Below are 23,670 nucleotides of genomic sequence, written 5' to 3'. Positions count from 1 at the left end.
GCACATTTACCATAAAATCATCGATATTCCATGATTTGCTTGTTATTTCCTACAAAATCAGCACATTATGAAAGGTTTTGAATAAAAAATGTAAATTTGTTAGACACCGGACCGCCAATATATATGAGACTATGAAAAAATTTTTAAAGTATACCGCGATCTCTATTGGATCGCTTTTGCTGTTGGTTGTATTGCTTATCTTAAGTCTACAACTTCCGGCAGTGCAGAATTATGTAAAAGTAAGACTGGTAAATTACCTTGAAGAAAAAATACATACCAAGGTAAGCCTCGACCGCGTGTATGTAGGATTCCCAAACAGTTTGATTATGGAGAATCTTTACCTCCAAGGGCAGAAAGTTGATACCCTGCTTTACGCCCGCAAATTTGATGTCGGACTGAATATTCCTAAATTGCTTAAAAACACGGCGGATCTTACCTCCATTGACCTTGAGGGTGTAAATGCCAATGTCGTAAGAAATGAGGATGGGAGTTTCAATTTTGATTACATTATTGACGCTTTTGCAACTAAAGATGCCGAAGAAAGCGAGTCGAAACCCTTTATTATTTCCCTCGATAAGATAAAGCTGCGCGACATCCGGGTATCTTTCATTGATCTTCAGGCACGTAATGACATTGCACTTTACTTTAAATCATTCGATACGCGGGTAAAAGATTTTGATTTACAGAATAACGTCTACGCTGCGAATGACATCACGATGGACGGACTTCGCCTCAAACTGAAACAGGATCTGCTGGAAGAAGTGACTGAGGAAGTTGAAGATAAAGTAGATTCGCTAAGCGCCCGAAAACCTATGAAAATAGGCCTGAACCACATAAAACTCACAAACTTCAACATCGATTACGGGGATGATAATACCAGAACCGCTGCCAAGGTCATCTTTAAGGAATTAAGTACCAGGATTAACCAACTCGACCTCGAAAATAACCGTTTCGGCATCGATAATCTTTTGCTGAAAGGGGCTGACATTAACGCAAAACTCTACCTGCCGGGCGAAAACGCCAACTCCGATAAAGGCAGTGATAACAATTCTTCAGAAGAACAAAAACCTTTGGCACTGGTTCTAAAGAAATTACAGATCGAGGACAGTAAAGTCATTTACGACAATACCGCCATATTGCCTACCCGCGCAGGCCTGGACTTCAATCACCTGAATTTCAGCAAGATGAATCTTGAAGTGCGTAATTTCAAAATGCAGGACGGTACCTTTGCAGGAACAGTGAATTCAGCAGAAATTAAGGAAAACCGCGGGCTTGATATTCAGAAATTCAACACCGATTTTGTATATAACGACCGCGAGGCTTCGCTTAAGGATCTATATCTGCAGACCTCCAGAACCATACTGCGCGATGAGGTGACCTTGAATTATAATTCGCAGGAACAATTGTCAGCCAATCCCGGCTCGGTAAGGATTTCAGCCAATCTCCGGAACTCAAAAGTAGGCCTTGCGGATATTCTGATGCTGGCACCTTCGCTAAGAACATCGCCTCCGTTCAATAAATACCCGAATGGGATACTGAATATCAGCACTATATTGAAAGGTACACTGAATGACCTACAGATCCGCACGCTACAACTTTCTGGACTCGACAGGCTTAAAGTTTATGCCTCTGGGACCATCAAAAACGCGATGAATCCCGAGCAACTTTACTATGACCTGAATGTCCGTGAACTGTCTTCATCTGCGCAGACGGTGTTTAATTTGGTACCGAAAAACACCATTCCGGCCAATATTTCGCTGCCTTCTTATTTTAAAATTGCAGGGACAGCAAAAGGCAACACACAGGTGGTAAACGCGAATCTAAGACTTACCTCTACTCTCGGGAATGCGGCTGTAAGGGCTTCGGTGGATATGCGGAGAAAAAACCAGGAACGATATGATATTTTGGCCAACTTACAGAATCTGCAGATTGGCCAAATCATTCAAAATAAAGACTTACGCGGTATTACCGGTCAGATTTCAGCTAAAGGCCAAGGCTTTGATCCGAAATATGCGGTTGCTGATTTAAAGGGAAATATTTCTTCGGTATATTATAACGGCTATACCTACCGCAACATGCTGCTGAATGGCAAAATAAACCGTGGGGCGTACAGAATAAGCCTGAACTCGAAAGATCCGAACGCAAACCTGAGTCTTTTGGCATCAGGGATTTACCGAGAAAATAACCCAACTGTAAAAATCAATGGTTCGATTCGAAAACTTGATCTTCATAAACTGAATTTCTATAACGACCAACTGATCTTGGCCGGTAATATTGATGGGGATTTCACCAGCCTTGATCCTGATGCCCTGAACGGATATTTATACCTTCAGGATTTTGCCATTTCAAACACACAGGATGTTTATCCGCTGCGCGAAGTTTCTCTTACAGCGGTTTCTACAGCTGACAGCAACCGCATTCAGTTGCTTTCTCAGGTAGCGGATGTGGATCTTTCGGGGAAATTCAAGCTAACACAGATTTTTGGGTCCCTGCAGCAGACCATCAACCAATATTATCAAATCCAGAAACCGGGGACAAAAACGGCACGGGTAGATCCTAACCAGTATTTCACTTTTAATGCAAAAGTAAAAGACGACAACTTATTGCGGCAGTTTGTGCCCGATCTTACCGAATTTGAACCGATTACGCTTACAGGCGATTATGATGCCGACAGCCGCCGCCTGAATGTTAACGGACAGATCCCGCAGGTGACCTACGCAAAAAATAATATCCGTGGTGGTTCCTTAACCATCAATAATGAGAATGACGCACTCATATATAATGTAGATTTAGCTGAATTTACCGGCGAAAGCATCTCGCTGATAAAAGTAAACCTGAATGGTGATGTGAAGGACAATATCATTACTTACAATGCCTCTACTAAGGATGAAAAAGATGCCACAAAATTCCTGATTGCAGGTAACGCACAGCAAATGGGCGACCTTACCCGTATTTCACTGAATCCTGATGGGGTGAAACTAAACTATACCGACTGGCAGGTAACCCCAGATAATTATCTGCAACTGGGCAATGGTGGCATATTCGCGAACAATTTCGGCCTTTCAAATGGCGGAAGCTCCATCTTACTGCAATCTGAGCGCAATTCCGCTAACAGCCCGCTTAACGTAACAATCCGTGATTTTAAGATTGAAACCATTACAGAATTGGTGCGTAAAGATTCGCTTCTGGCCAAAGGAAATATTAATGGTACCGCGCAGCTGCGTAATTTACAGAACAATATGACCTTTGATGCGGATATTGATATAACCGAACTTTATGTGTATGGCAGCCCGGTAGGAACCTTGGATGTGGTGGCCAGCAGCCAGCCCGGCAACATCATCAGGACAGATGTAGGACTTTCCGGATATGATAATGATGTAAAACTGTACGGAACCTATAATACTTCCGCAAGTTCCTTTAATATGAACCTTGATCTTAACCGATTACAAATGCAAACCGTACAGGGATTTGCGATGGGTGCCTTAGAAAACGGCGAAGGCTATCTCTCCGGTAACCTAAAAGTTTCAGGAAGCGCCAGTTCACCGAACATACTCGGTGGCGTGAAGTTCAATGATGTAGGCCTGGGCATCGTACAGCTTGGCAGTAAATTTAAAAACATAAATGATGAAATCCGCTTTACCAACCGTGGCATCGACTTCAATAGTTTTGCAATTAAAGATGAAGAAGGTAACGCCATCGTGATTGACGGAAATGTACTTACACAATCCTACCGGGAGTTTGCGTTCAATTTAGACATCAATGCGGATGACTTTAAAGTGGTGGACTCCGAAAAAGACAACGACCGCATGATGTACGGTACATTAGCCATCGACGCGGCGCTCACCGTAAGAGGCGATCTGGATTTACCAAAAGTTGCCGGAAATCTAAGCGTAACAGATATCACCGATTTTACTTTCGTATTACCACAATCCTCCCCAGCCCTTAAAGACCGCGAAGGAATTGTAGAATTTATCGATCAAGACCAACTGGCGCTTCAGGAAACCGTAAAAGCAGATTCGCTAACCAACCAAAGCGATATTAAAGGACTTGACGTTAACGTAAATATCGATATTACTAAAGAGGCCAAAATTTCGCTCCTTATCGACCAGGCCAATGGCGATTTCGTGAAGCTTCAGGGCAACGCGCAACTTACCGGTGGTATAGATCCTTCAGGCAAAACAACTTTAGTAGGGGTGTACGAAGTAGATCAGGGCGCTTACGAAATGTCTGTAAGCTTGCTTAGAAGAAAATTCGAGATCCAAAAAGGCAGTACAATTACCTGGACAGGCGAACCTACCACCGCTAACCTTGATATTACGGCAGTATATAAAACCAACGCGGCTCCCCTTGACCTGCTTCAGCAACAACTAACCGGCGCGGCTGGCAGCGAACTGAACCAATACAAACAACGCATCCCTTTCAATACCCTGCTAATTATGAGAGGGGAGCTTTTGAAACCAATCATCAGTTTTGATATTACCACAGATGAACAGAACAATGCAGTTTCGGCTACAGTTTTAGATAATACCCGGGCTAAACTCGATCAACTAAGACGCGATGAGAATGAAATGAACAAACAGGTATTCGCTCTGCTGCTGCTGAACCGTTTCATTGGTGAAAACCCATTCCAGAGTGATACTGGCCTTTCCGCTACTACATTGGCCAAACAAAGTGTGAGCAGAATACTCTCTGAGCAGCTTTATAACCTAGCTGCCGATCTGATAGAAGGGGTTGAACTTAACTTCGACCTCGAATCTACCGAAGATTACTCCTCCGGCGAGCGTAACGAACGTACCGACCTCAATGTAGGCCTTAGCAAAACGCTGCTGGATGACCGACTTACGGTAACGGTAGGTAATAATTTCGGTCTCGAAGGTAGTGCCCGTAAAAATGAGCAGATGACCAATATTGCCGGCGACATAACCATAGATTACCGCCTGTCGCGCGACGGCCGATACACGCTGAGAGCTTACCGCCGGAATGATTATCAGGTAGCACTCCACGGACAGGTGATTGAGACCGGTGTAGGTTTCATCATCACGTTGGATTATGATAAATTCCGCGAAATCTTCGAGCGGGCCAAGCAAAATAAAGAATACAGAAAACAAAAACGCCTTCAGAAAAATGATTAAGCCAAATCTTCCTACGTATAAAATTTTTGCTGCCGCGTGTGCGGTTTCGTTTCTAAACTCTTGCAGTAATACCAAGTTTCTGGCAGAAGGGCAATACCTTTATACCGGTGCGGAAATCAATATCAAGAATGACACGCTATCCCGGAAAGAGAAATCGAACCTGAAATCTGCCCTTGAAGACCAATTGCGGCCCAAACCCAACTCCTCTTTCTTAGGATTGCGGCCACAACTCTACATTTATAACATTACGAAAGAGCCAAAAAAAGACAAAGGACTACGCCATTGGTTAAAATACCGGATTGGCGAAGAACCCGTTTTGTTAAGCGATGTTGACCGTGAGTTTAACAAAAAAATCATCGTCAACTATTCGGAAAACAAAGGTTTCTTCAATGCAAAGGCCACTTCCGACACGATTTCTAAAAACCGTAAGGCCAAGGTTATTTATGACGTCACGCCGGGTGCGAGATATCTTATCAGCGCCGTGAACTTTCCGGAAGATACCACCGCCATCAATGCGGAAATACAAGCTGTGAAAAACAACACTTTCCTGAAAGCAGGAAATCCTTTTGACCTTGACGTCATTAAAGCTGAACGCGAACGTATTGATGAACACCTGAAAAACCGTGGTTTCTATTATTTCAGTCCAGATAATATTGTGGTACAGGCAGACAGTACCGTATCGCGCGAGCCGAAGGTAGAGCTTTTTGTGAAACTGAAAAACAACACACCACAACTCTCCAAAGACCAGTTTACGATTGATAAAACCATCGTATTCCCAGATTATAATATTGATGACGTAAAAGTCGGTAAGTACGGTATCCCTTATAATACAGATTCGGTTGAAGTAATTGATGATCTTTATATCATCGATCCTGAAAATAAATTTAAACCTAAAATATTTAACCGCGCCCTGTATTTCGACCGTGGCGACCTTTACAACCGCAAAGATCATAATCTTTCCCTGAACAGACTCATCAGCCTAGGAACCTTTAAGTTCGTGAAAAACGAATTCGTCATCTCAGACTCTTTAAACCATAAATTTGACGCATATTATCTGCTGACCCCACGCCCCTTCCAGTCTTTACGTTTAGAAACCTTAGGAAAAACCAGTTCTGCAAATTATACAGGCGGAGAAGTGAACCTGAACTGGACACACCGTAATTTTTTCCGCGGTGCCGAACAATTAAAAGCCTCCGTGTATGGTGCTTTTGACGTGCAAGTGGGCGGGCCTAAAGACGCAAATAACATCATCCGTGTGGGCGCAAATGCCGAACTTTCGATCCCACGGCTTGTAGCACCGTTCCGTTTCCGGTCTTCCAGTGCTTATGTGCCGCGTACCAACATGAAAATTGGTTATGAATATCTGAGTCGTACTGAACTTTATACCCTTCACAACTTTAATGCGTCATTCGGGTACCTTTGGAAAGAAAACGAACGCAAGGAACATGATTTAAAAGTGTTTGATGCCACTCTGGTAGCACCACAAAACGTATCGGAAAAGTATTATGAACAAATAAACGGCAACCCAGCCGCGGGGATCGCGCCCAATCCTTTCCTTGAACGGGTGATTGAAAAGCAGCTGATCTTCGGCCCTACCTATAGCTATACTTACACCAATACGATGTTGCCTAGAAAGAACACCATCTATTATAAAGGAACAATTGATCTGGCGGGAACCATCGCCGGCTTGGTGAGTGGCGCCGATGCAAAGGCAGGTAAACAGAAAGAAATATTCAGTGTACCTTTTAGCCAATATGCAAAAATGGAACATGATTTCCGTTTCTACCGCAAAGTTGGTGATAAAAGCATGATCGCGACGCGTGCCATTGCAGGGGTTGGTTATCCGTATGGCAATTCTACCACCATACCTTACGTGAAACAGTTTTATGTAGGGGGTAGTAACAGCATCCGTGCCTTCCGAGCGAGAACATTAGGACCTGGAAGTTATAACCCGACTTCACAGAACAGTTCTTTTTTCTTCGATCAGTCCGGGGATATTAAATTGGAACTGAACGCTGAATATCGTGCAAATCTTTACAAATTCTTAAATGCCGCCATATTCGCGGATGCGGGTAACGTATGGCTGGTAAATGAAGACCCTGAGCGGCCAGGCGGTAAATTCTCGAAAGATTTCATGAAAGAGATTGCTGTAGGCGCTGGAGTTGGGCTTCGGCTTGATTTTTCCATACTCATTTTAAGGTTAGACCTGGCGATGCCACTAAGGGTACCTTATGGAGCTGAGGAAGACCGCTGGACATTCGATAGGATAGATTTCGGCAACAGCTCTTGGCGCAAAGATAATCTGATCCTCAATATTGCCATTGGCTATCCATTTTAATTATTAAATTCAGAGACATGAATAGAATACGTTTTTACTGGGAAACTTTCAAGGAAACTTTTAAAGAATGGAATGATTCGCCCGCAGGCAAAGACTCCGCAAGTTTGGCTTATTACGCTATTTTCTCTATTCCCGGCTTATTGATCATCATCATCTGGATCGCTGGTTATTTTTTCGGACAGGAAGCGATACAGGGCCAAATAAGTCAACAGATTGGCGGATTGATGGGTGAAAAAGTTTCTGAAAGTGTAGAAGAGATGATTGCCGGTGCCTTGATCGATAAAGAAAATATCTTCATGAAAATCGTGGGGATCTTTTCACTGGTATTTGGTGCCACCACCATTTTCTTCCAACTACAGAAATCACTTAATCATCTATGGGACGTAGAACCTGCGCCACGCAAAGCTTTAATCAAGTTTTTACTCGACCGGGCAAACTCTTTAGGGATGATTCTGGTGATTGGTTTTCTGTTGATGATTACCATGGTTTTGTCTTCTGTCATCAGTTTATTCAATAACTTTATTGCCTCACAGTTCGGGTTAGAAACATACTATTTGATGGAACTTGTGAACTTCCTAATTGGTTTTGTAATCGTATCATTGGTTTTTGCCTTTATGTTCAAAGTATTGCCCGATGCCGAGATCGCCTGGAAATCTGTTTGGGCAGGTGCTATTCTTACAGCCATTCTTTTTACGGTTGGTAAGTTTCTGCTGAGCTACTATTTCAGCGAATTTAAGCCAGAATCTGCTTTTGGGCAGGCCGGTACCATCATATTGATCATGATGTGGATAAATTATTCCTGTATGTTGATATTCTTCGGTGCAGAATTTACGAAAGTATATTCACGGAAGAAAGGCTACAAAATTGTACCCTCAAAACACGCAAAATGGAGCTTGGAAAAAAGATATGAAGAAGCGTTGGAGGAAAAACATACAGACCCATCGAAAACATCGTCAATGGAAAAGATATAGTATGTACTTTTTGATAAAACACATATAGAAAGCGGTGAAAGCCGCTTTTTTTTATGGAAATAAACTATTTAATGGAATTTAACAGTCAACAAATTCTATCAAGACCATACCTATAAACGCATCATTCATTTGATTGCTTAAAATAAAACTAAATATAACAGTCCGAAATAAACCAACGATCATTACAATTACTTGTAACCAAAGGGGAATGGAATATATTTTCCACAAATGGTGGTAGAACCTGAAGTTTTTAATATTGTTTGAATTAAAATTTAACACTTCTAATAAATTCGTTCTGTTCCTTGACAAACACCAGCAAGTTGTTATGTTCTTAAACTGATTTTTGTAATAAAACTTATCGTGTCCAAAGAGTTTCCAGATCAGTTTGGCGGATCAGCTCAGTGATTTGGATAAGATATTGTAATGTTGCTATTTAGGCATAAAAAAACCTCAATCAAATAAATGATTGAGGTTTAAAAAGACTGGCGGCGACCTACTCTCCCGCTTTCGCAGTACCATCGGCGCTAGAGGGCTTAACTTCTGTGTTCGGAATGGGAACAGGTGAGCCCCTCTGCTAAAACCACCCTAAATATGTTATTTAGAGTCAAGATGCTAGATTCAAGATGCAAGACTTTAATCTTGGTTCTTGGTTCTGATATCTTGGTTCTATTGTTATCGATAAAAACGCTCACAAAGAGTAAACCTTTAATGCACTTACGTGGATATTGGGTATATTAAGCTATAAATCTACGGGTAATTAGTACTACTCGGCTATGACATTACTGTCTTTACACCTGTAGCCTATCGACGTGGTCATCTCCCACGACCCTTAAAAGATGTCTCATCTTGAGGCAGGTTTCGCACTTATATGCTTTCAGTGCTTATCCTTTCCAAACGTAGCTACTCAGCGGTGCACCTGGCGGTACAACTGATACACCAGAGGTTTGTTCAAATCGGTCCTCTCGTACTAGATTCAAGCCCTCTCAAACATCTAACGCCCGCAATAGATAGAGACCGAACTGTCTCACGACGTTCTGAACCCAGCTCGCGTGCCACTTTAATGGGCGAACAGCCCAACCCTTGGGACCTTCTCCAGCCCCAGGATGTGACGAGCCGACATCGAGGTGCCGAACCTCCCCGTCGATGTGAGCTCTTGGGGGAGACTAGCCTGTTATCCCCGGAGTACCTTTTATCCTATGAGCGATGGCCCTTCCATACGGAACCACCGGATCACTATGTCCTGCTTTCGCACCTGATCGACTTGTAGGTCTCACAGTCAAGCACCCTTATGCCATTACACTCTACGCACGGTTACCAAGCGTGCTGAGGGTACCTTTGAAAGCCTCCGTTACTCTTTTGGAGGCGACCACCCCAGTCAAACTACCCACCACGCAATGTCCTTCTTTCGAAGTTAGGCTCCAAGTAAACAAAGGGTGGTATTTCAACGTTGACTCCACAGACACTGGCGTGCCCGCTTCATAGTCTCCCACCTATCCTACACATTGTTTACTCAAAGTCAATACGAAGTTATAGTAAAGGTTCACAGGGTCTTTTCGTCCCATTGCGGGTAATCGGCATCTTCACCGATACTACAATTTCACAGAGCTCATGGTTGAGACAGTGCCCAGATCGTTACACCATTCGTGCAGGTCGGAACTTACCCGACAAGGAATTTCGCTACCTTAGGACCGTTATAGTTACGGCCGCCGTTTACTGGGGCTTCAGTTAATTGCTTCGCCTTACGGCTAACAACCTTCCTTAACCTTCCAGCACCGGGCAGGTGTCAGACCCTATACAGCATCTTTCGATTTAGCAGAGTCCTGTGTTTTTGATAAACAGTCGCCTGGGCCTCTTCACTGCGGCCACCATTGCTGATGGCGTCTCTTCTTCCGAAGTTACGAGACTATTTTGCCTAGTTCCTTAACCATGATTCACTCTAGCACCTTAGGATTCTCTCCTCGACTACCTGTGTCGGTTTTGGTACGGGTTGCTTCACTTCGGCTTTTCTTGGAATCTATTTCCCTGCAGCAGCTTCGCCCGAAGGCTAGGCCTTGACTATTCCGTCAGTCTCCAGCAAGTACGTAAATCCGTCCCCTTTTTAGTGTGAGCAAGTATGGGAATATTAACCCATTGTCCATCCACTTCCCCTTTCGGGTTCGCGTTAGGTCCCGACTAACCCTCAGCTGATTAGCATGGCTGAGGAAACCTTAGTCTTTCGGTGAGGGGGTTTCTCGCCCCCTTTATCGTTACTTATGCCTACATTTTCTTTTCTATAAGCTCCACAATACCTCACGATACTGCTTCTGCGCCGATAGAATGCTCCCCTACCAGATATAACTCTAAAGTTATAAATCCATAGCTTCGGTACTATACTTATGCCCGATTATTATCCATGCCGGACCGCTCGACTAGTGAGCTGTTACGCACTCTTTAAATGAATGGCTGCTTCCAAGCCAACATCCTAGCTGTCAATGCAGTCCAACCGCGTTGTTTCAACTTAGTATAGATTTGGGGACCTTAGCTGTTGGTCCGGGTTCTTTCCCTCTCGGACATGGACCTTAGCACCCATGCCCTCACTGCCGTGCAACATTTATTAGCATTCGGAGTTTGTCAGGAATTGGTAGGATTTGACTCCCCCGCATCCAATCAGTAGCTCTACCTCTAATAAACTTATCACGACGCTGCACCTAAATGCATTTCGGGGAGTACGAGCTATCTCCCAGTTTGATTGGCCTTTCACCCCTACCCACAAGTCATCCGAAGACTTTTCAACGTCAACCGGTTCGGTCCTCCACTTTGTGTTACCAAAGCTTCAACCTGCCCATGGGTAGATCACAAGGTTTCGCGTCTAATCCTACTAACTATAGCGCCCTATTCAGACTCGCTTTCGCTCCGCCTCCGCACCTGAAATGCTTAAGCTCGCTAGTAAAATTAACTCGTAGGCTCATTATGCAAAAGGCACGCCGTCACCCAACATGTGGGCTCCGACCGCTTGTAGGCGTACGGTTTCAGGTTCTCTTTCACCCTTCTATTCGAAGTGCTTTTCACCTTTCCTTCACAGTACTTGTTCACTATCGGTCTTTCAGGAGTATTTAGCCTTGGAGGATGGTCCCCCCATATTCAGACAGGATTTCACGTGTCCCGCCCTACTCATTTATCACTTATGTATGCCTTTCATATACGGGGCTATCACCCTCTATGGCTGTTCTTTCCAGAACATTCTATTAAACATATAAAAGCTTTTGGGCTAATCCGCTTTCGCTCGCCACTACTTACGGAATCTCTTCGATTTCTTTTCCTCCGGGTACTTAGATGTTTCAGTTCTCCGGGTTTGCTCTCTAAATAAATTTAGAGTAATACATCTTCAATGTATTGGGTTGCCCCATTCGGACATCTCGGGATCAATTCGTGTGTGCCAATCCCCCGAGCTTTTCGCAGCTTACCACGTCCTTCTTCGCCTCTGAAAGCCTAGGCATCCGCCATACGCCCTTAACGATTTCTTTCCTAATATAAATTAGTTTAGTTGTTTTGTCGATAATTCAATTATCAACCTATTTTTAAACTCCGCACCCGTAAGTGCTCGGTTTTCTCTTTGTGATGTTCTTACCGTTAATGTCAATGATCTTATGTCTTATTAATGTCCTGATGAACAGATATTGTTTTTGGCTCTATCTGTAACCTTTAAATCAGGCCGCTAATACTGTGGAGAATAAGGGAGTCGAACCCTTGACCTCCTGCGTGCAAGGCAGGCGCTCTAGCCAGCTGAGCTAATTCCCCGCTAGTTAGATTTTGAGAACCTAGAGCCTAGAGTCAAGACTTTAACAAATCTTGGTTCTTGGTTCTTGTATCTCCCAATCTTTTTAATTAGTAGTCTCGGGCAGGCTCGAACTGCCGACCTCTACATTATCAGTGTAGCGCTCTAACCAGCTGAGCTACGAGACTGTCTTGTTAAGACTTTTAGATTCAAGATGCTAGATACAAGACTTCTACTGTCTTGATTCTTGCCTCCTGGCTCTTGTATCTCCTCCCTAATACTAATTTTCTAGTGGGTGTATTTTTAAATATCAACCAAAAGTAAAAAACTAAAGCATCTTTAAGTAAAGTACAGCGATACGTAAAAGTATCTTTGTATTTGTTTAACGTCTATAAGACGCTCTAAAATGAGATGTTCCAGCCGCACCTTCCGGTACGGCTACCTTGTTACGACTTAGCCCTAGTTACTTGTTTTACCCTAGGCAGCTCCTTTTACGGTCACCGACTTCAGGTACCCCAAACTTCCATGGCTTGACGGGCGGTGTGTACAAGGCCCGGGAACGTATTCACCGCGCCATGGCTGATGCGCGATTACTAGCGATTCCAGCTTCATAGAGTCGAGTTGCAGACTCCAATCCGAACTGAGACCGGCTTTCGAGATTTGCATCACATCGCTGTGTAGCTGCCCTCTGTACCGGCCATTGTATTACGTGTGTGGCCCAAGACGTAAGGGCCGTGATGATTTGACGTCATCCCCACCTTCCTCTCTACTTGCGTAGGCAGTCTCACTAGAGTCCTCAACTGAATGTTAGCAACTAGTGACAGGGGTTGCGCTCGTTGCAGGACTTAACCTAACACCTCACGGCACGAGCTGACGACAACCATGCAGCACCTTGAAAAATGTCCGAAGAAGGGTCTATTTCTAAACCTGTCATTTCCCATTTAAGTCTTGGTAAGGTTCCTCGCGTATCATCGAATTAAACCACATAATCCACCGCTTGTGCGGGCCCCCGTCAATTCCTTTGAGTTTCATTCTTGCGAACGTACTCCCCAGGTGGCTAACTTATCACTTTCGCTTGGTCTCTGAACCCGAAGATCCAAAAACGAGTTAGCATCGTTTACGGCGTGGACTACCAGGGTATCTAATCCTGTTCGCTACCCACGCTTTCGTCCATCAGCGTCAGTTAAATCTTAGTGACCTGCCTTCGCAATTGGTGTTCTAAGTAATATCTATGCATTTCACCGCTACACTACTTATTCCAGCCACTTCAAATTTACTCAAGACCTGCAGTATCAATGGCAGTTTCATAGTTAAGCTATGAGATTTCACCACTGACTTACAGGCCCGCCTACGGACCCTTTAAACCCAATAAATCCGGATAACGCTTGCACCCTCCGTATTACCGCGGCTGCTGGCACGGAGTTAGCCGGTGCTTATTCGTACAGTACCTTCAGCTACTCTCACGAGAGTAGGTTTATTCCTGTACAAAAGAAGTTTACAATCCATAGGACCGTCTTCCTTCACGCGGGATGGCTGGATCAGGCGCTAACCCATTGTCCAATATTCCTCACTGCTGCCTCCCGTAGGAGTCTGGTCCGTGTCTCAGTACCAGTGTGGGGGATCTCCCTCTCAGGACCCCTAAAGATCATCGACTTGGTGAGCCGTTACCTTACCAACTATCTAATCTTGCGCGTGCCCATCTCTATCCACCGGAGTTTTCAATAATAATTGATGCCAATCATTATATTATGGGGTATTAATCTTCCTTTCGAAAGGCTATCCCCCAGATAAAGGCAGGTTGCACACGTGTTACGCACCCGTACGCCGCTCTCTCTCTTCCGAAGAAGAAATACCGCTCGGCTTGCATGTGTTAGGCCTCCCGCTAGCGTTCATCCTGAGCCAGGATCAAACTCTCCATTGTATGTTTGTTCTGACTCTACTTAAAGTATTGACGCTTTAGTTTTTCCTTACTTTTTTGGTTGTTATTTGTATGTCAATGATCTCTTTTCTTTTCGCTTCCACCAGAACTTTTTATCTGTCGTTTGTTCTGATTTGCGAGTGCAAAAGTATAAACTATTTTTTAATTGACCAAATGTTTTGGCGGAAAATTTAAAACTTTTTTTTCGTAAGCCTTAATCTCCGCTAAATCCAATCCTTAATCTTCTACTCCGCTCCCCGCTTCTCTCGATTTGGGATTGCAAAGATACAACTAATCTTGAACCTGCAAAATGTTTTCTGAAGTTTTTTTTAAGCATTTCTGAAAGCTATCCAAAATCCTAAACAACATCCGGTCTCTATAATTCATCTACTGCGCTTCCCCTCATTTGGGACTGCAAAGATACGCCATTTATCTCCCATTCCAAATCATCCAATCATTATTTTATCGCATAGAACACAACTCCCTGAACCAGAACACGAAAAATTAACCACCAATCCCTCAAAACAAAAAAACCACCCGAAAAGGTGGTTATTAAGAGATATGGTTATATATTAATTGTTAAGACTCTTATTGAGGTTAACCGCATCCTGATATCCAGGGTTTAACTGAACTGATTTCGCTACGTAGTCTTTGGCTTTGGATACATCGCTGTCTTTAATAAGATAAGCTATAGCAAAATATGCGTAAGAAAGTGTTTCTTTATTAGCTTCCACCTCAGCAGGCTTTACTGTTGCGATAAACTTTTCGTAAGCATTTTTCGCAAGTTCATTATTACCGGCCTGCTGGTAAGCGTAACCCTGACTGTAATAAGCCGGTGCCCAATCTGGAAGCAAACCGCTCATTTTTTGCCAAGACAAAATGGCACCGTTCCAGTTTTGAGCTTCCTGATAGGCATTTGCTAAGCGGAATAAAGCATCGGTATCTTGAGGCTTCATCGCCACTTCTTTCTTCAGCTGCTCAATCTGTGGATTGGTAGGGCCTGCATCTACAGAGGCTTGCGTCACACCGCCACCGCCTTTGATTTTAACCAATTCCAAATCCCAGTTCATGGTTTCGTCTTTTGCGTTTTTCGCTATGGCAATTTTCTGTTGTGCATCTGCAAGTAAGGACGATTTCTTAGCAGCATCGCTTTCCTTTTCAGCCAACCCTGCTGATATAAGACCTAAAAGTCCTTGGTCAGCTGGCTGTACTCTGGATTTTTCGGCTTTTGATACGAACTGATCCATGCTTGATTTTGCTCCAGTGTAATCACCATCTGCATATAATAAGTACGCTCTTAGTTTATACTTAATAGGATCGTTTACTTTATCAAATACTTTATCCAAATAGGTTTTTGAATTCGCGTAGTCTTCATTAGTGAAGAAGAGTTTAGAGATTTCTAGTTGCGTATCCGGATCTTCATCTGCATATTTTGCATAGTTCAATAGATCTTGTGTCGCCAAAGCGTTTTGCTGATATTTGATACTATAAGCTGCCTTAGCTTTATAAGCCGGGGCATAAGTAGGGTCTGATGCGATGGCACGGTCGATGCTCTCTTTTGCACGCTGCCATTGCTGTGCCTGCATCCATAAAGTCCCGATACGCGTGTGTACTGAAGCTTTGTTTTGCGCTACGGGCAGCGCTTTGTCATAAGCCGACATCGCAGAACCTGCAATCTGTGGACTGTTTGTCAATTTCAGACGGTAAGCATCACCGAGGGTGTAATAATAGTAAGCAGGGGTACCGTTCTTCTGTGATTTCTCCACTGCTCTATTCAGTAGATCGATTGCTGCATCAGCAGTTGCGGCTCCACCGAAGAGTGTAAGGGCTTCCGCGGCTCTGTATAACACTTCTGGGTCTTTATCTTTCGTCTCTTTTACGATATTCTGTATTTCAGTGACAGCAGATTTATCACCTTTACCTAATTTGATGGTAGCCAAACCGATCCTGTTCAGATAACTTTTCTTATCTGCTGCAAGACCTTTATTAAAATTTTCCTGTGCAAGATCGAAATTTGGTTCGAACTGCATCAAATAAGAATTACCTAAATAGAAATAATTTTCTGCTGACGGAGATTTTGCGATCATCTCTGTAAATACAGATTTTGCCTTTGCATATTTATGACTGTCAGCGTTCGCTACACCCTCCTGAAGAGTCTGTGCGAAGCCGAAGTGAGAAAAAAATCCAGCTGCTATACCTAACGCTACTTTTCTTGTTAAATTCATTTTTATATTTGATTAATTTGTTAAAAGTTTACACATAATTTCCCAACTATTATACCAAAACATCATATAATAGTTCAGGTAAAAATAGTTATTTCATTTGAACTTCTCTGGGGAAGATATTATAAGGCTGAAGGCCTTCTTTCTGTACCACAATCTGGCCGAGTTGTTGGCATGAAAACCGAATCAGCCCGTTACCTAAACCATAATAACCTTCATTAGTTATAAAGTATAGAACGCGCGTAAATGGGTATTTCATATTCCGGATGGAAGAAATTTCTGGTAAGTAACTGCTTTTACCGTCATTCACCGATAAAATCTTCACCGAATTACGAAGTTCTTCAGAATTTTTATCATACGGCCGGCTGAGTGTATTCAAACTTACCACCCCGATTTTGCCAGGCTGCTTATTAATTTCACTAATGATGTTTTTATTACCACTAATGATTGAAAATTTAAGATCAGCAGGCTTAACCCCAAATTTCTGAGCAACGAAATTCAAATTACTCGAATTGGTTCCGTCGAAAATAACATTTTTGTCTTCAGAACTGAGTTCGCTTTTAAGTTCCTCCATCGAAATGGACTCGCGTGGGGTATCTTTAGAAACTACAAACACGACTGCATCGGCCGCGAACTTAGCAGGCAACAGATCCATATCAATTTTCGATTTATAGGCTGCTTTTTCGCTATCACTTAGTTCCCGCGACATGACTATCACCCGAACTTTATTTTCCAGAAGATCCAAAAAAGCAAGATCTTCTTTCTTAATAACAAGATTAATCCTGGTCTGTGGGTTCAATGCCATATACCGGCTGGTCAGCGCTTCGGCAACACTTTGAAAAGACTCATCTGCCGCGATCGTGATTTCGCCCTGCTGGGGGTCATCTACTACACGGTCCGATTTTTTACAGGATAATAACAGTGCAAAAAGACTGAATATGATTAAAACTGATTTAAATTTCATTATTGTGCTGTCGTATTCTATAGATTGCACGCCCGATCCGAAACAGGCCGTAAAGCATCAGGAGCGAACCTAAAGAATAGGCGATAAGAGGTTCTAAAAAGATGATAAAAAATTTATAAATGATGACCACAATTCCTAAAATTATGTAAAAAATCCCGGTAATTATGGAAAGCCAATTGAATATCATAAGCAAAAATACAAAAAAATAAAAAAGAGAAGCGATTGGCTTCTCTTTTATAATGTTAAACTTTCTTAAGAAACTTACTCGAACTGCATCGTAAGCGGTAATCTGTAACGATATCGAACAGACTGGCCGTTAATTTTTGCCGGTGCCCATTTGTTCCTAACAGATTTTACTGTGCGGATCGCCTCAGCGTTGAAATCTTTATTAGGGCCATTGGCTTTCACATCAGTGATGCTGCCGTCACGTTCTACTACGAAAGTAATTTCAGTTCTTACAGTTCCTTCATCACCTTCCATCACTGAAGTATCGAAACTGTTCTGTACTTTACTTCTAAAGGAGTTGATACCTCCTGGGAACTCAGCCAACTGCTCTACCTCCGTATAAACCTGAGTCTCAGAAACCTGAGGCTTCACTTCAACAGTAGTAGATTTACTTGGCCCTGGTGGTGGTGGCGGTGGGGTGTAAGACGGGGTCTTCACACCTTCCTGCGCTACCAGACCGGTAGTAGTCTCAAGCTGTTTGGTAATTGGCGGCGGTGGAGTTTCCACTTTCGGCGCTTTTACCGGCTCTGGTACTACGTTCTGAATCACTTCTTGCTGTACCTCCTCTTTTGGCGGTGGTGGCGGCGGTGGAAGTTCTTCTTCTGGTTCTTCAATGATCGCCTCTTCTTCCGGAAGGATGTCAATTAAATTGGCATTTACTTCGGTAGTTTCCTTTTGGTTCATCGCCTTGATCTTCATGACAACAAAAGGTGTGATGGCGGCCACCAGAAACAGAATGGTTCCAAATATAAAAGCTTTGGTAAGCATAGGCCGGTAACTGGTACGCAGGTCGTAGGCTCCGTAGGCTTTATTTCGGTTTTCAAATACAATATCATCTAAACCTAGATTACTGTTGTATGTGTTATTATCTGCCATTATTCTTTCTTTAAATATTAATTTGTATCCGCGGCCGGTGCTGCCGGAGCAGAACCACCTACTTTTCTGTCATAGATAGCCTTTTCCCAAGATTTAATATCGGTAATACCATAAATCTCATTCTTGGTGATGGCCATCTCGTCGAGAATGTCTACAAAGTTCTTATATACGGCATCGTCAGTGGGCTTGATGATCACGGTAAACTTAGTTTGATCTTTAGCTCTTGCTTTTGCCTGCTCGATTACTTTTGTAATCCCTTCTCTATCAAAAGATGTTTCCTGTAGCGTTTGCTCATTAAGGCCCGCTTGGTCTAACTGGTGATAGAAAATTCTGTTGTCTTTTCCTATGATTAATGAAATCGAGTTTGATAAATCAATTTCTGTTGGTGGTGGCTTCTGGTTTTCATCTTTCGGTTTTGCCGGAAGACCTAAGTCCATCACATTCGGTTTGTTAAACGTGGTAACCAACATGAAGAACGTGATCAAAAGGAACGCCAAATCCACCATTGGGGTCAGGTCTACGTGCGGCGGCTGCTTCTGCGAGCGCACCTTACCACCTTTCCCGCTACTGTCTTTTACTTGTACTTCTGCCATTTCTAAATTATTGTGCCACTTCCTGACTTGTTATTAACCAGAATTTCAAGAAATCAATATCTCGCAATCCTTCGAATAAAGCTTTCACTTTAGGATACTCCGTCTGTACATCACCTTTGATGGCCAGTTTGTAATCAGGGTTCACGGCTAAACTTTGCTGTACCCAGTCGATCACTTGTTTGTTGGTACTGTCGAGTGGGATACCGTTCTGCGCTTTGAACGCTTTACGGTCTTCATCCGACAGATCCAGGTACCCTCTTAGCTGATTCATTGGAACACCTACCGACTGCACTTTGGTGAAATTTGCTTTCTGCGCATCGGTAAACTTTATCCCATACTTCTCTCCCATTTTATCCAAAAGCTGCATTCTTTCAGTTCCGTTTTCTACCGGTGTGAAATAGAATTTACCGTCGGTAGTGGCCAGAACTGTCATCAGACTTGCGTCTGGCAGAAGTTTCTCTGAGATGGAAGATGGCGTGGTTATCGTCTCAACATCAGGTTTTGCAAACTGAGCCGTGAGGATAAAGAACGTAAGGAGTAGAAAGGATACGTCGGTCATCGCCGTCATATCGACCCTTATATTATGTCTTTTTGGTTTGACTCTCGCCATTATTATCTTATTTTTTTATTATACTTCACTGATTAGACTGCCGTTGGATGTTAAAATTAAACGACGGCCTGCATACATTCGCTGATTCTTAGTGGAATTCTGCGAAAGACTGCTGGATTGACATGGCGATTTCGTCGATCTTGAACGTTAATCCGTCAATCTTAGAAGTAAAGTAGTTATAAAGGATAATCGCTACAGCAGAAGTACCAATACCTAAAGCTGTATTTACAAGTGCCTCGGAGATACCGATTGATAGTGCCGCAGAATCCGGGGTACCACCACCAGAACCTAATGCGCTAAACGCCTTGATCATCCCGATTACCGTACCCAATAGCGCTACAAGGGTCGCAACAGTACCAAGTGTGGAAAGAATCATCATGTTTTTCTCCAGCATTGGCATTTCAAGAGTTGTAGCCTCTTCGATAGACTTGTTAAGGGCAACCATTTTCTGCTCTTTGTTAAGGGTGTTATCATGAGAAAGCGCTTTGTAAGTCGTAAGTCCTTCTTTCACTACATTACCTACAGAACCTTCTTGTCTGTCGCACTCTTCAATAGCTTCATCAATTTTGTTTTGGTTAAGCAATCTTCTTACAGTAAGCACGAAGTTATCTACATTACCTTTACCGGCAGCTTTTCTAAGAACCAAAGCCCGCTCGATAGAGAATACGATTACGATGATCATGAAGGAAATCAAAATCGGAACGATTGGCCCTCCCATGTAAATAATACCCATAAAACCATCACCAGGATGAAGCTCCTTAGTTTCCAAACCGGAAAAAGCAACAGACGATAAACCCTCTAGTCTTGGATCAGCCTTGAAATTCCCCGGGCTACCCAAAACGAATAAATAAATAGCGATACCTATAGCAATAAGGATCGGAATAATTAATGCAGGATTTAACCCTCCTACTTTTTTAGCAACTACTTGCTCCTCGTTGTTTGAAACATTCATTTCCATACTAAACTAAATTATAATTGTTATATTTTTTAAATTTTCGCGCTGTAAAATAAAGTCAAAATAATTTATCGTGCAAACATTTTTGATGACCTAATTATTATTTTTCCTTAACTAAAACGAAGTTGTGTTATATAATTGATAATAATATTCGTGTTTTTTATCAAATTTTTCGCTTCTGCAAAATAACCTTAGAAAACTACTAATATATTCCGCTTTTTTTGCGATTTATACACTTTTAATCTGCAAAAAAATTATTTTACGAGACAATATTAATGATTTTTTTCGGTACTATAATGATTTTTTTTGCGCTATTTCCGGCAAGTTGATTTATTACACGTTCGTCCTTCATCACGCGTTCTTCAATCTGCCCGACTGATAAATCTGCCGGAAGCAAAAGTTTGAAGCGCATCTTCCCATTAAAGCTGACAGGATATTCAAATTCATCCTCCGCCAGATATTTCTCGTCAAATTCCGGGAACTTTTCAAACTCAATTGACGTACCGTGACCCAGCAGGCTCCAAAGTTCCTCGCACAGATGCGGCGCGTACGGCGAAACCACGATAGCAAGAGCCTCCAGGATCTTCCGTTTGTTAGTTTTCAGCTTCTGATACTCGTTTACCGCGATCATAAATGATGAAACCGATGTGTTAAAAGAAAAGTTATCAATATCCGAAACCACTTTTTTGATCAGCGTATGCAGTATTTTGTACTCTTCCTTCGTCGGCTCTTCGTCTGAAACCTTGAATGCGTCTCCTTCAAAATAAAGATTATAGAATTTTTTCAGAAAGCCATAAACGCCGCTCAAACCCTGCGTATTCCATGGCTTCGATTGTTCCAAAGGCCCCAGGAACATTTCGTAAAGCCGTAGACAGTCCGCGCCGTACTCTTCACAGATATCATCGGGATTCACGACGTTGTATTTTGATTTCGACATCTTCTCTACCTCACGTTCGCAGATGTATTTGCCCTCTTCCAAAATAAATTCAGCATCGGCAAACTCCGGACGCCAGTTTTTGAACTTTTCGGTATCAAGCTCGTCGGTTGTTCCTTTTAATAATGAAACATCGACGTGGATTTTCTGCGTCTGATAATCTTTTGCGGCATTTTTCGAGACGAATTTATTTGAACCTTCGATCCGGTACACAAACGCACTCATCCCCAAAATCATTCCCTGATTGATAAGTTTTTTAAAAGGTTCATCATGATTGATAAATCCACGATCCTTCAAAAACATATTCCAGAAACGCGAGTACAGCAAATGCCCGGTCGCATGCTCACTACCGCCGATGTACAGATCAACCTGCTCCCAATAATCTGAAATAACCTTTTTTGCAAAGACCTCATCATTGTGCGGATCCATATATCTTAAGAAATACCACGAACTGCCCGCCCAGCCAGGCATCGTAGATAATTCGAGCGGAAAAACAGTTTGGTTGTCAATCAGGTCGGTAGCAACTACTTTTTGATTTTTTTCGTCCCATGCAAAATTCCTGGCGTTGCCCAAAGGCGGGTCACCATCCTCAGTCGGCAGATATTTCTCCACTTCGGGAAGTTCCAGCGGTAAAGCCGAAACTGGCAGCGTGTAAGGCATCCCTTCTTTATAATATACCGGAACCGGCTCACCCCAGTAGCGCTGACGCGAAAAAATAGCATCGCGCTGGCGGTAATTTGTGGTTCCCTGCCCGATCACGAGCTCTTCTATCTTTTGAATGATGGCCTCTTTGGCTTCATTAAAATTCAAACCATCCAAAAACCCTGAATTTACACAAACAGAATCTTTGGAATCAAACGACGCTTCACTGATATCCTGATCATTTTCAATGACATTTCTGATTTTTAACCCAAATTTTTTCGCAAAACGGTGGTCGCGCTCGTCGTGCGCGGGAACCGCCATCACCGCACCGGTACCGTAACCCATCAGCACATAATCTGAAATATAAACCGGCATTTTTTCTTCCGTGAACGGATTTACAGCGTAAGCTCCTGTGAAAGCACCGCTGACGTTCTTCACATCAGCCATGCGGTCGCGTTCCGTTTTCTTTGATGTTTCTAAGATGTAATTTTCAACTTCCGCTTTTTGCGCATCGGTCGTGATGGTTTCCACCAAAGGATTCTCTGGTGCCAGAACCATGAAGGTAGCGCCGAAAATCGTATCCGGGCGCGTGGTGAACACCGAAATAGTGGCATCAGACCCCTCAACTTTAAAGTCTACTTTCGCACCCACAGATTTCCCGATCCAGTATTCCTGCGCATCCTTCAGCGGTTGCGGCCAGTCGATATGTTGTAATCCCTGCAAAAGTCTTTCAGAATAGGCGGTGATACGCATGCTCCACTGCATCATTTTCTTTTGGAAAACCGGGAAACCACCACGCTCCGACTTGCCGTCTTTCACCTCATCATTGGCCAAAACCGTTCCCAGTCCCGGGCACCAGTTGACGGTAGTTTCGGCTCGGTATGCAAGGCGATAGTTCAGAAGGATGTCCTGCTGATCAAGTTCTGTAGCATTATTCCATTCATCGGCAGTGAAATTCAATTCTTCGGTTTGTGCGGCAGAAAGGTTTTGCGAACCGTTTTGCTTAAAATATTCAATCAAACTATTGATTGGCTCGGCTTTATCAGTCGTTTTATTGTACCATGAATTAAAAAGTTCAATAAATATCCATTGCGTCCACTTATAATAAGCCGGATCCGAAGTGCGGACCTCGCGCGACCAATCGAAAGAAAAACCAATTTTCCGAAGCTGCTCTTCATACCGTGTAATATTCTGTTCCGTGGTGATCGCCGGATGAGTGCCTGTCTGTATCGCATACTGCTCCGCAGGCAACCCGAAACTGTCGTAACCTACCGGATGAAGCACGTTATAGCCCTCGTGCCGTTTGTATCGCGCATAAATATCAGACGCGATGTATCCCAGCGGATGCCCAACATGCAAACCCGCGCCAGAGGGATAGGGAAACATATCGAGAACATAAAACTTCGGTTTCTCGGTATTGTTTTCGGTTTTGAAAGTCTGATTTTCGCGCCAGAATTTTTGCCACTTTTTTTCGATCGATTGATGGTCGTAGAACATTTTCATATATATTAAGTCACAAATTTAAGGTTTTGCAAC

Annotated in this window: 10 protein-coding genes, 2 tRNA genes and 3 rRNA genes; 3 read left to right on the top strand and 12 right to left on the bottom strand. The window is 43.1% G+C overall.

Translation table 11 applies throughout. The features are described from left to right. Positions 1-131: 131 nt before the first annotated feature. The 3 genes from CO230_RS01730 to CO230_RS01720 are packed head-to-tail and all read left to right on the top strand — an operon-like array spanning position 132 to position 8,441. Positions 132-5,132 carry a translocation/assembly module TamB gene (locus CO230_RS01730; RefSeq protein ID WP_122027023.1) on the top strand — a complete coding sequence of 1,667 codons (5,001 nt, stop codon included), beginning with the start codon at positions 132-134 and terminating at the stop codon, positions 5,130-5,132. Then, positions 5,125-7,470, top strand: coding sequence for a BamA/TamA family outer membrane protein (locus tag CO230_RS01725; protein ID WP_122028852.1), 2,346 nt, complete (start codon positions 5,125-5,127; stop codon positions 7,468-7,470). Before CO230_RS01730 ends, CO230_RS01725 begins: the two co-directional genes overlap by 8 nt. 17 nt (positions 7,471-7,487) lie before the next feature. Next, positions 7,488-8,441, top strand: a complete 954-nt coding sequence (locus CO230_RS01720) for a YihY/virulence factor BrkB family protein (protein ID WP_122027022.1) — start codon at positions 7,488-7,490, stop codon at positions 8,439-8,441. 480 nt (positions 8,442-8,921) lie between these two features. On the opposite strand, the gene rrf is transcribed toward CO230_RS01720, so the two are convergent. The 12 genes from rrf to leuS all read right to left on the bottom strand — a co-directional run bounded on the left by rrf (position 8,922) and on the right by leuS (position 23,631). Continuing rightward, a 5S ribosomal RNA gene (gene rrf / locus CO230_RS01715) occupies positions 8,922-9,029 on the bottom strand. A 149-nt stretch (positions 9,030-9,178) separates the two neighbouring features. Continuing rightward, positions 9,179-11,944: ribosomal RNA gene (locus CO230_RS01710) — 23S ribosomal RNA — on the bottom strand. A 200-nt stretch (positions 11,945-12,144) separates the two neighbouring features. Next, positions 12,145-12,218: transfer RNA gene (locus tag CO230_RS01705), tRNA-Ala, on the bottom strand. 91 nt (positions 12,219-12,309) lie between these two features. Next, positions 12,310-12,383 (bottom strand) — tRNA-Ile (locus CO230_RS01700). A 216-nt stretch (positions 12,384-12,599) separates the two neighbouring features. Continuing rightward, positions 12,600-14,116 (bottom strand): 16S ribosomal RNA (locus CO230_RS01695). The 16S, 23S and 5S rRNA genes sit together here with 2 tRNA genes alongside, the layout of an rRNA operon. 569 nt (positions 14,117-14,685) lie before the next feature. Further along, positions 14,686-16,338: a tetratricopeptide repeat protein gene (locus CO230_RS01690; protein ID WP_122027021.1), complete on the bottom strand. Its 1,653-nt coding sequence runs from the start codon at positions 16,336-16,338 to the stop codon at positions 14,686-14,688. Positions 16,339-16,426: 88 nt separating this feature from the next. Next, the gene (locus CO230_RS01685) at positions 16,427-17,299 is read right to left on the bottom strand and encodes a PstS family phosphate ABC transporter substrate-binding protein (RefSeq protein ID WP_122027020.1); all 873 of its coding nucleotides are present in this window, start codon (positions 17,297-17,299) and stop codon (positions 16,427-16,429) included. A gap of 261 nt (positions 17,300-17,560) precedes the next feature. Next, positions 17,561-18,400 carry an energy transducer TonB gene (locus CO230_RS01675; protein WP_122027019.1) on the bottom strand — a complete coding sequence of 280 codons (840 nt, stop codon included), beginning with the start codon at positions 18,398-18,400 and terminating at the stop codon, positions 17,561-17,563. Between the two features lie 17 nt (positions 18,401-18,417). After that, positions 18,418-18,993, bottom strand: a complete 576-nt coding sequence (locus CO230_RS01670) for an ExbD/TolR family protein (RefSeq protein ID WP_122027018.1) — start codon at positions 18,991-18,993, stop codon at positions 18,418-18,420. 7 nt (positions 18,994-19,000) lie between these two features. Beyond that, entirely contained in the window at positions 19,001-19,603 is a 603-nt protein-coding gene (locus tag CO230_RS01665) for an ExbD/TolR family protein (protein WP_122027017.1), read from the bottom strand. An 88-nt stretch (positions 19,604-19,691) separates the two neighbouring features. Continuing rightward, on the bottom strand, positions 19,692-20,561 hold the full coding sequence (locus tag CO230_RS01660; RefSeq protein WP_122027016.1) for a MotA/TolQ/ExbB proton channel family protein: 870 nt from the start codon (positions 20,559-20,561) through the stop codon (positions 19,692-19,694). A 256-nt stretch (positions 20,562-20,817) separates the two neighbouring features. Further along, positions 20,818-23,631 carry a leucine--tRNA ligase gene (gene leuS, locus CO230_RS01655; RefSeq protein ID WP_122028850.1) on the bottom strand — a complete coding sequence of 938 codons (2,814 nt, stop codon included), beginning with the start codon at positions 23,629-23,631 and terminating at the stop codon, positions 20,818-20,820. Between the last annotated feature and the right edge of the window lie 39 nt (positions 23,632-23,670).

Source organism: Chryseobacterium sp. 6424, from assembly GCF_003692615.1.
GTDB lineage: Bacteria > Bacteroidota > Bacteroidia > Flavobacteriales > Weeksellaceae > Kaistella.
This window is presented reverse-complemented; position numbering and strand designations above follow the sequence as displayed.

Coding starts and splice junctions, on each gene's coding strand:
- CO230_RS01725 (WP_122028852.1), top strand. CDS start 5,125: ATGATTAAGCCAAATCTTCCTACGTATAAAATTTTTGCTGCCGCGTGT.
- CO230_RS01675 (WP_122027019.1), bottom strand. CDS start 18,400: ATGGCAGATAATAACACATACAACAGTAATCTAGGTTTAGATGATATT.
- leuS (WP_122028850.1), bottom strand. CDS start 23,631: ATGTTCTACGACCATCAATCGATCGAAAAAAAGTGGCAAAAATTCTGG.
- CO230_RS01730 (WP_122027023.1), top strand. CDS start 132: ATGAAAAAATTTTTAAAGTATACCGCGATCTCTATTGGATCGCTTTTG.
- CO230_RS01720 (WP_122027022.1), top strand. CDS start 7,488: ATGAATAGAATACGTTTTTACTGGGAAACTTTCAAGGAAACTTTTAAA.
- CO230_RS01660 (WP_122027016.1), bottom strand. CDS start 20,561: ATGGAAATGAATGTTTCAAACAACGAGGAGCAAGTAGTTGCTAAAAAA.
- CO230_RS01685 (WP_122027020.1), bottom strand. CDS start 17,299: ATGAAATTTAAATCAGTTTTAATCATATTCAGTCTTTTTGCACTGTTA.
- CO230_RS01690 (WP_122027021.1), bottom strand. CDS start 16,338: ATGAATTTAACAAGAAAAGTAGCGTTAGGTATAGCAGCTGGATTTTTT.
- CO230_RS01670 (WP_122027018.1), bottom strand. CDS start 18,993: ATGGCAGAAGTACAAGTAAAAGACAGTAGCGGGAAAGGTGGTAAGGTG.
- CO230_RS01665 (WP_122027017.1), bottom strand. CDS start 19,603: ATGGCGAGAGTCAAACCAAAAAGACATAATATAAGGGTCGATATGACG.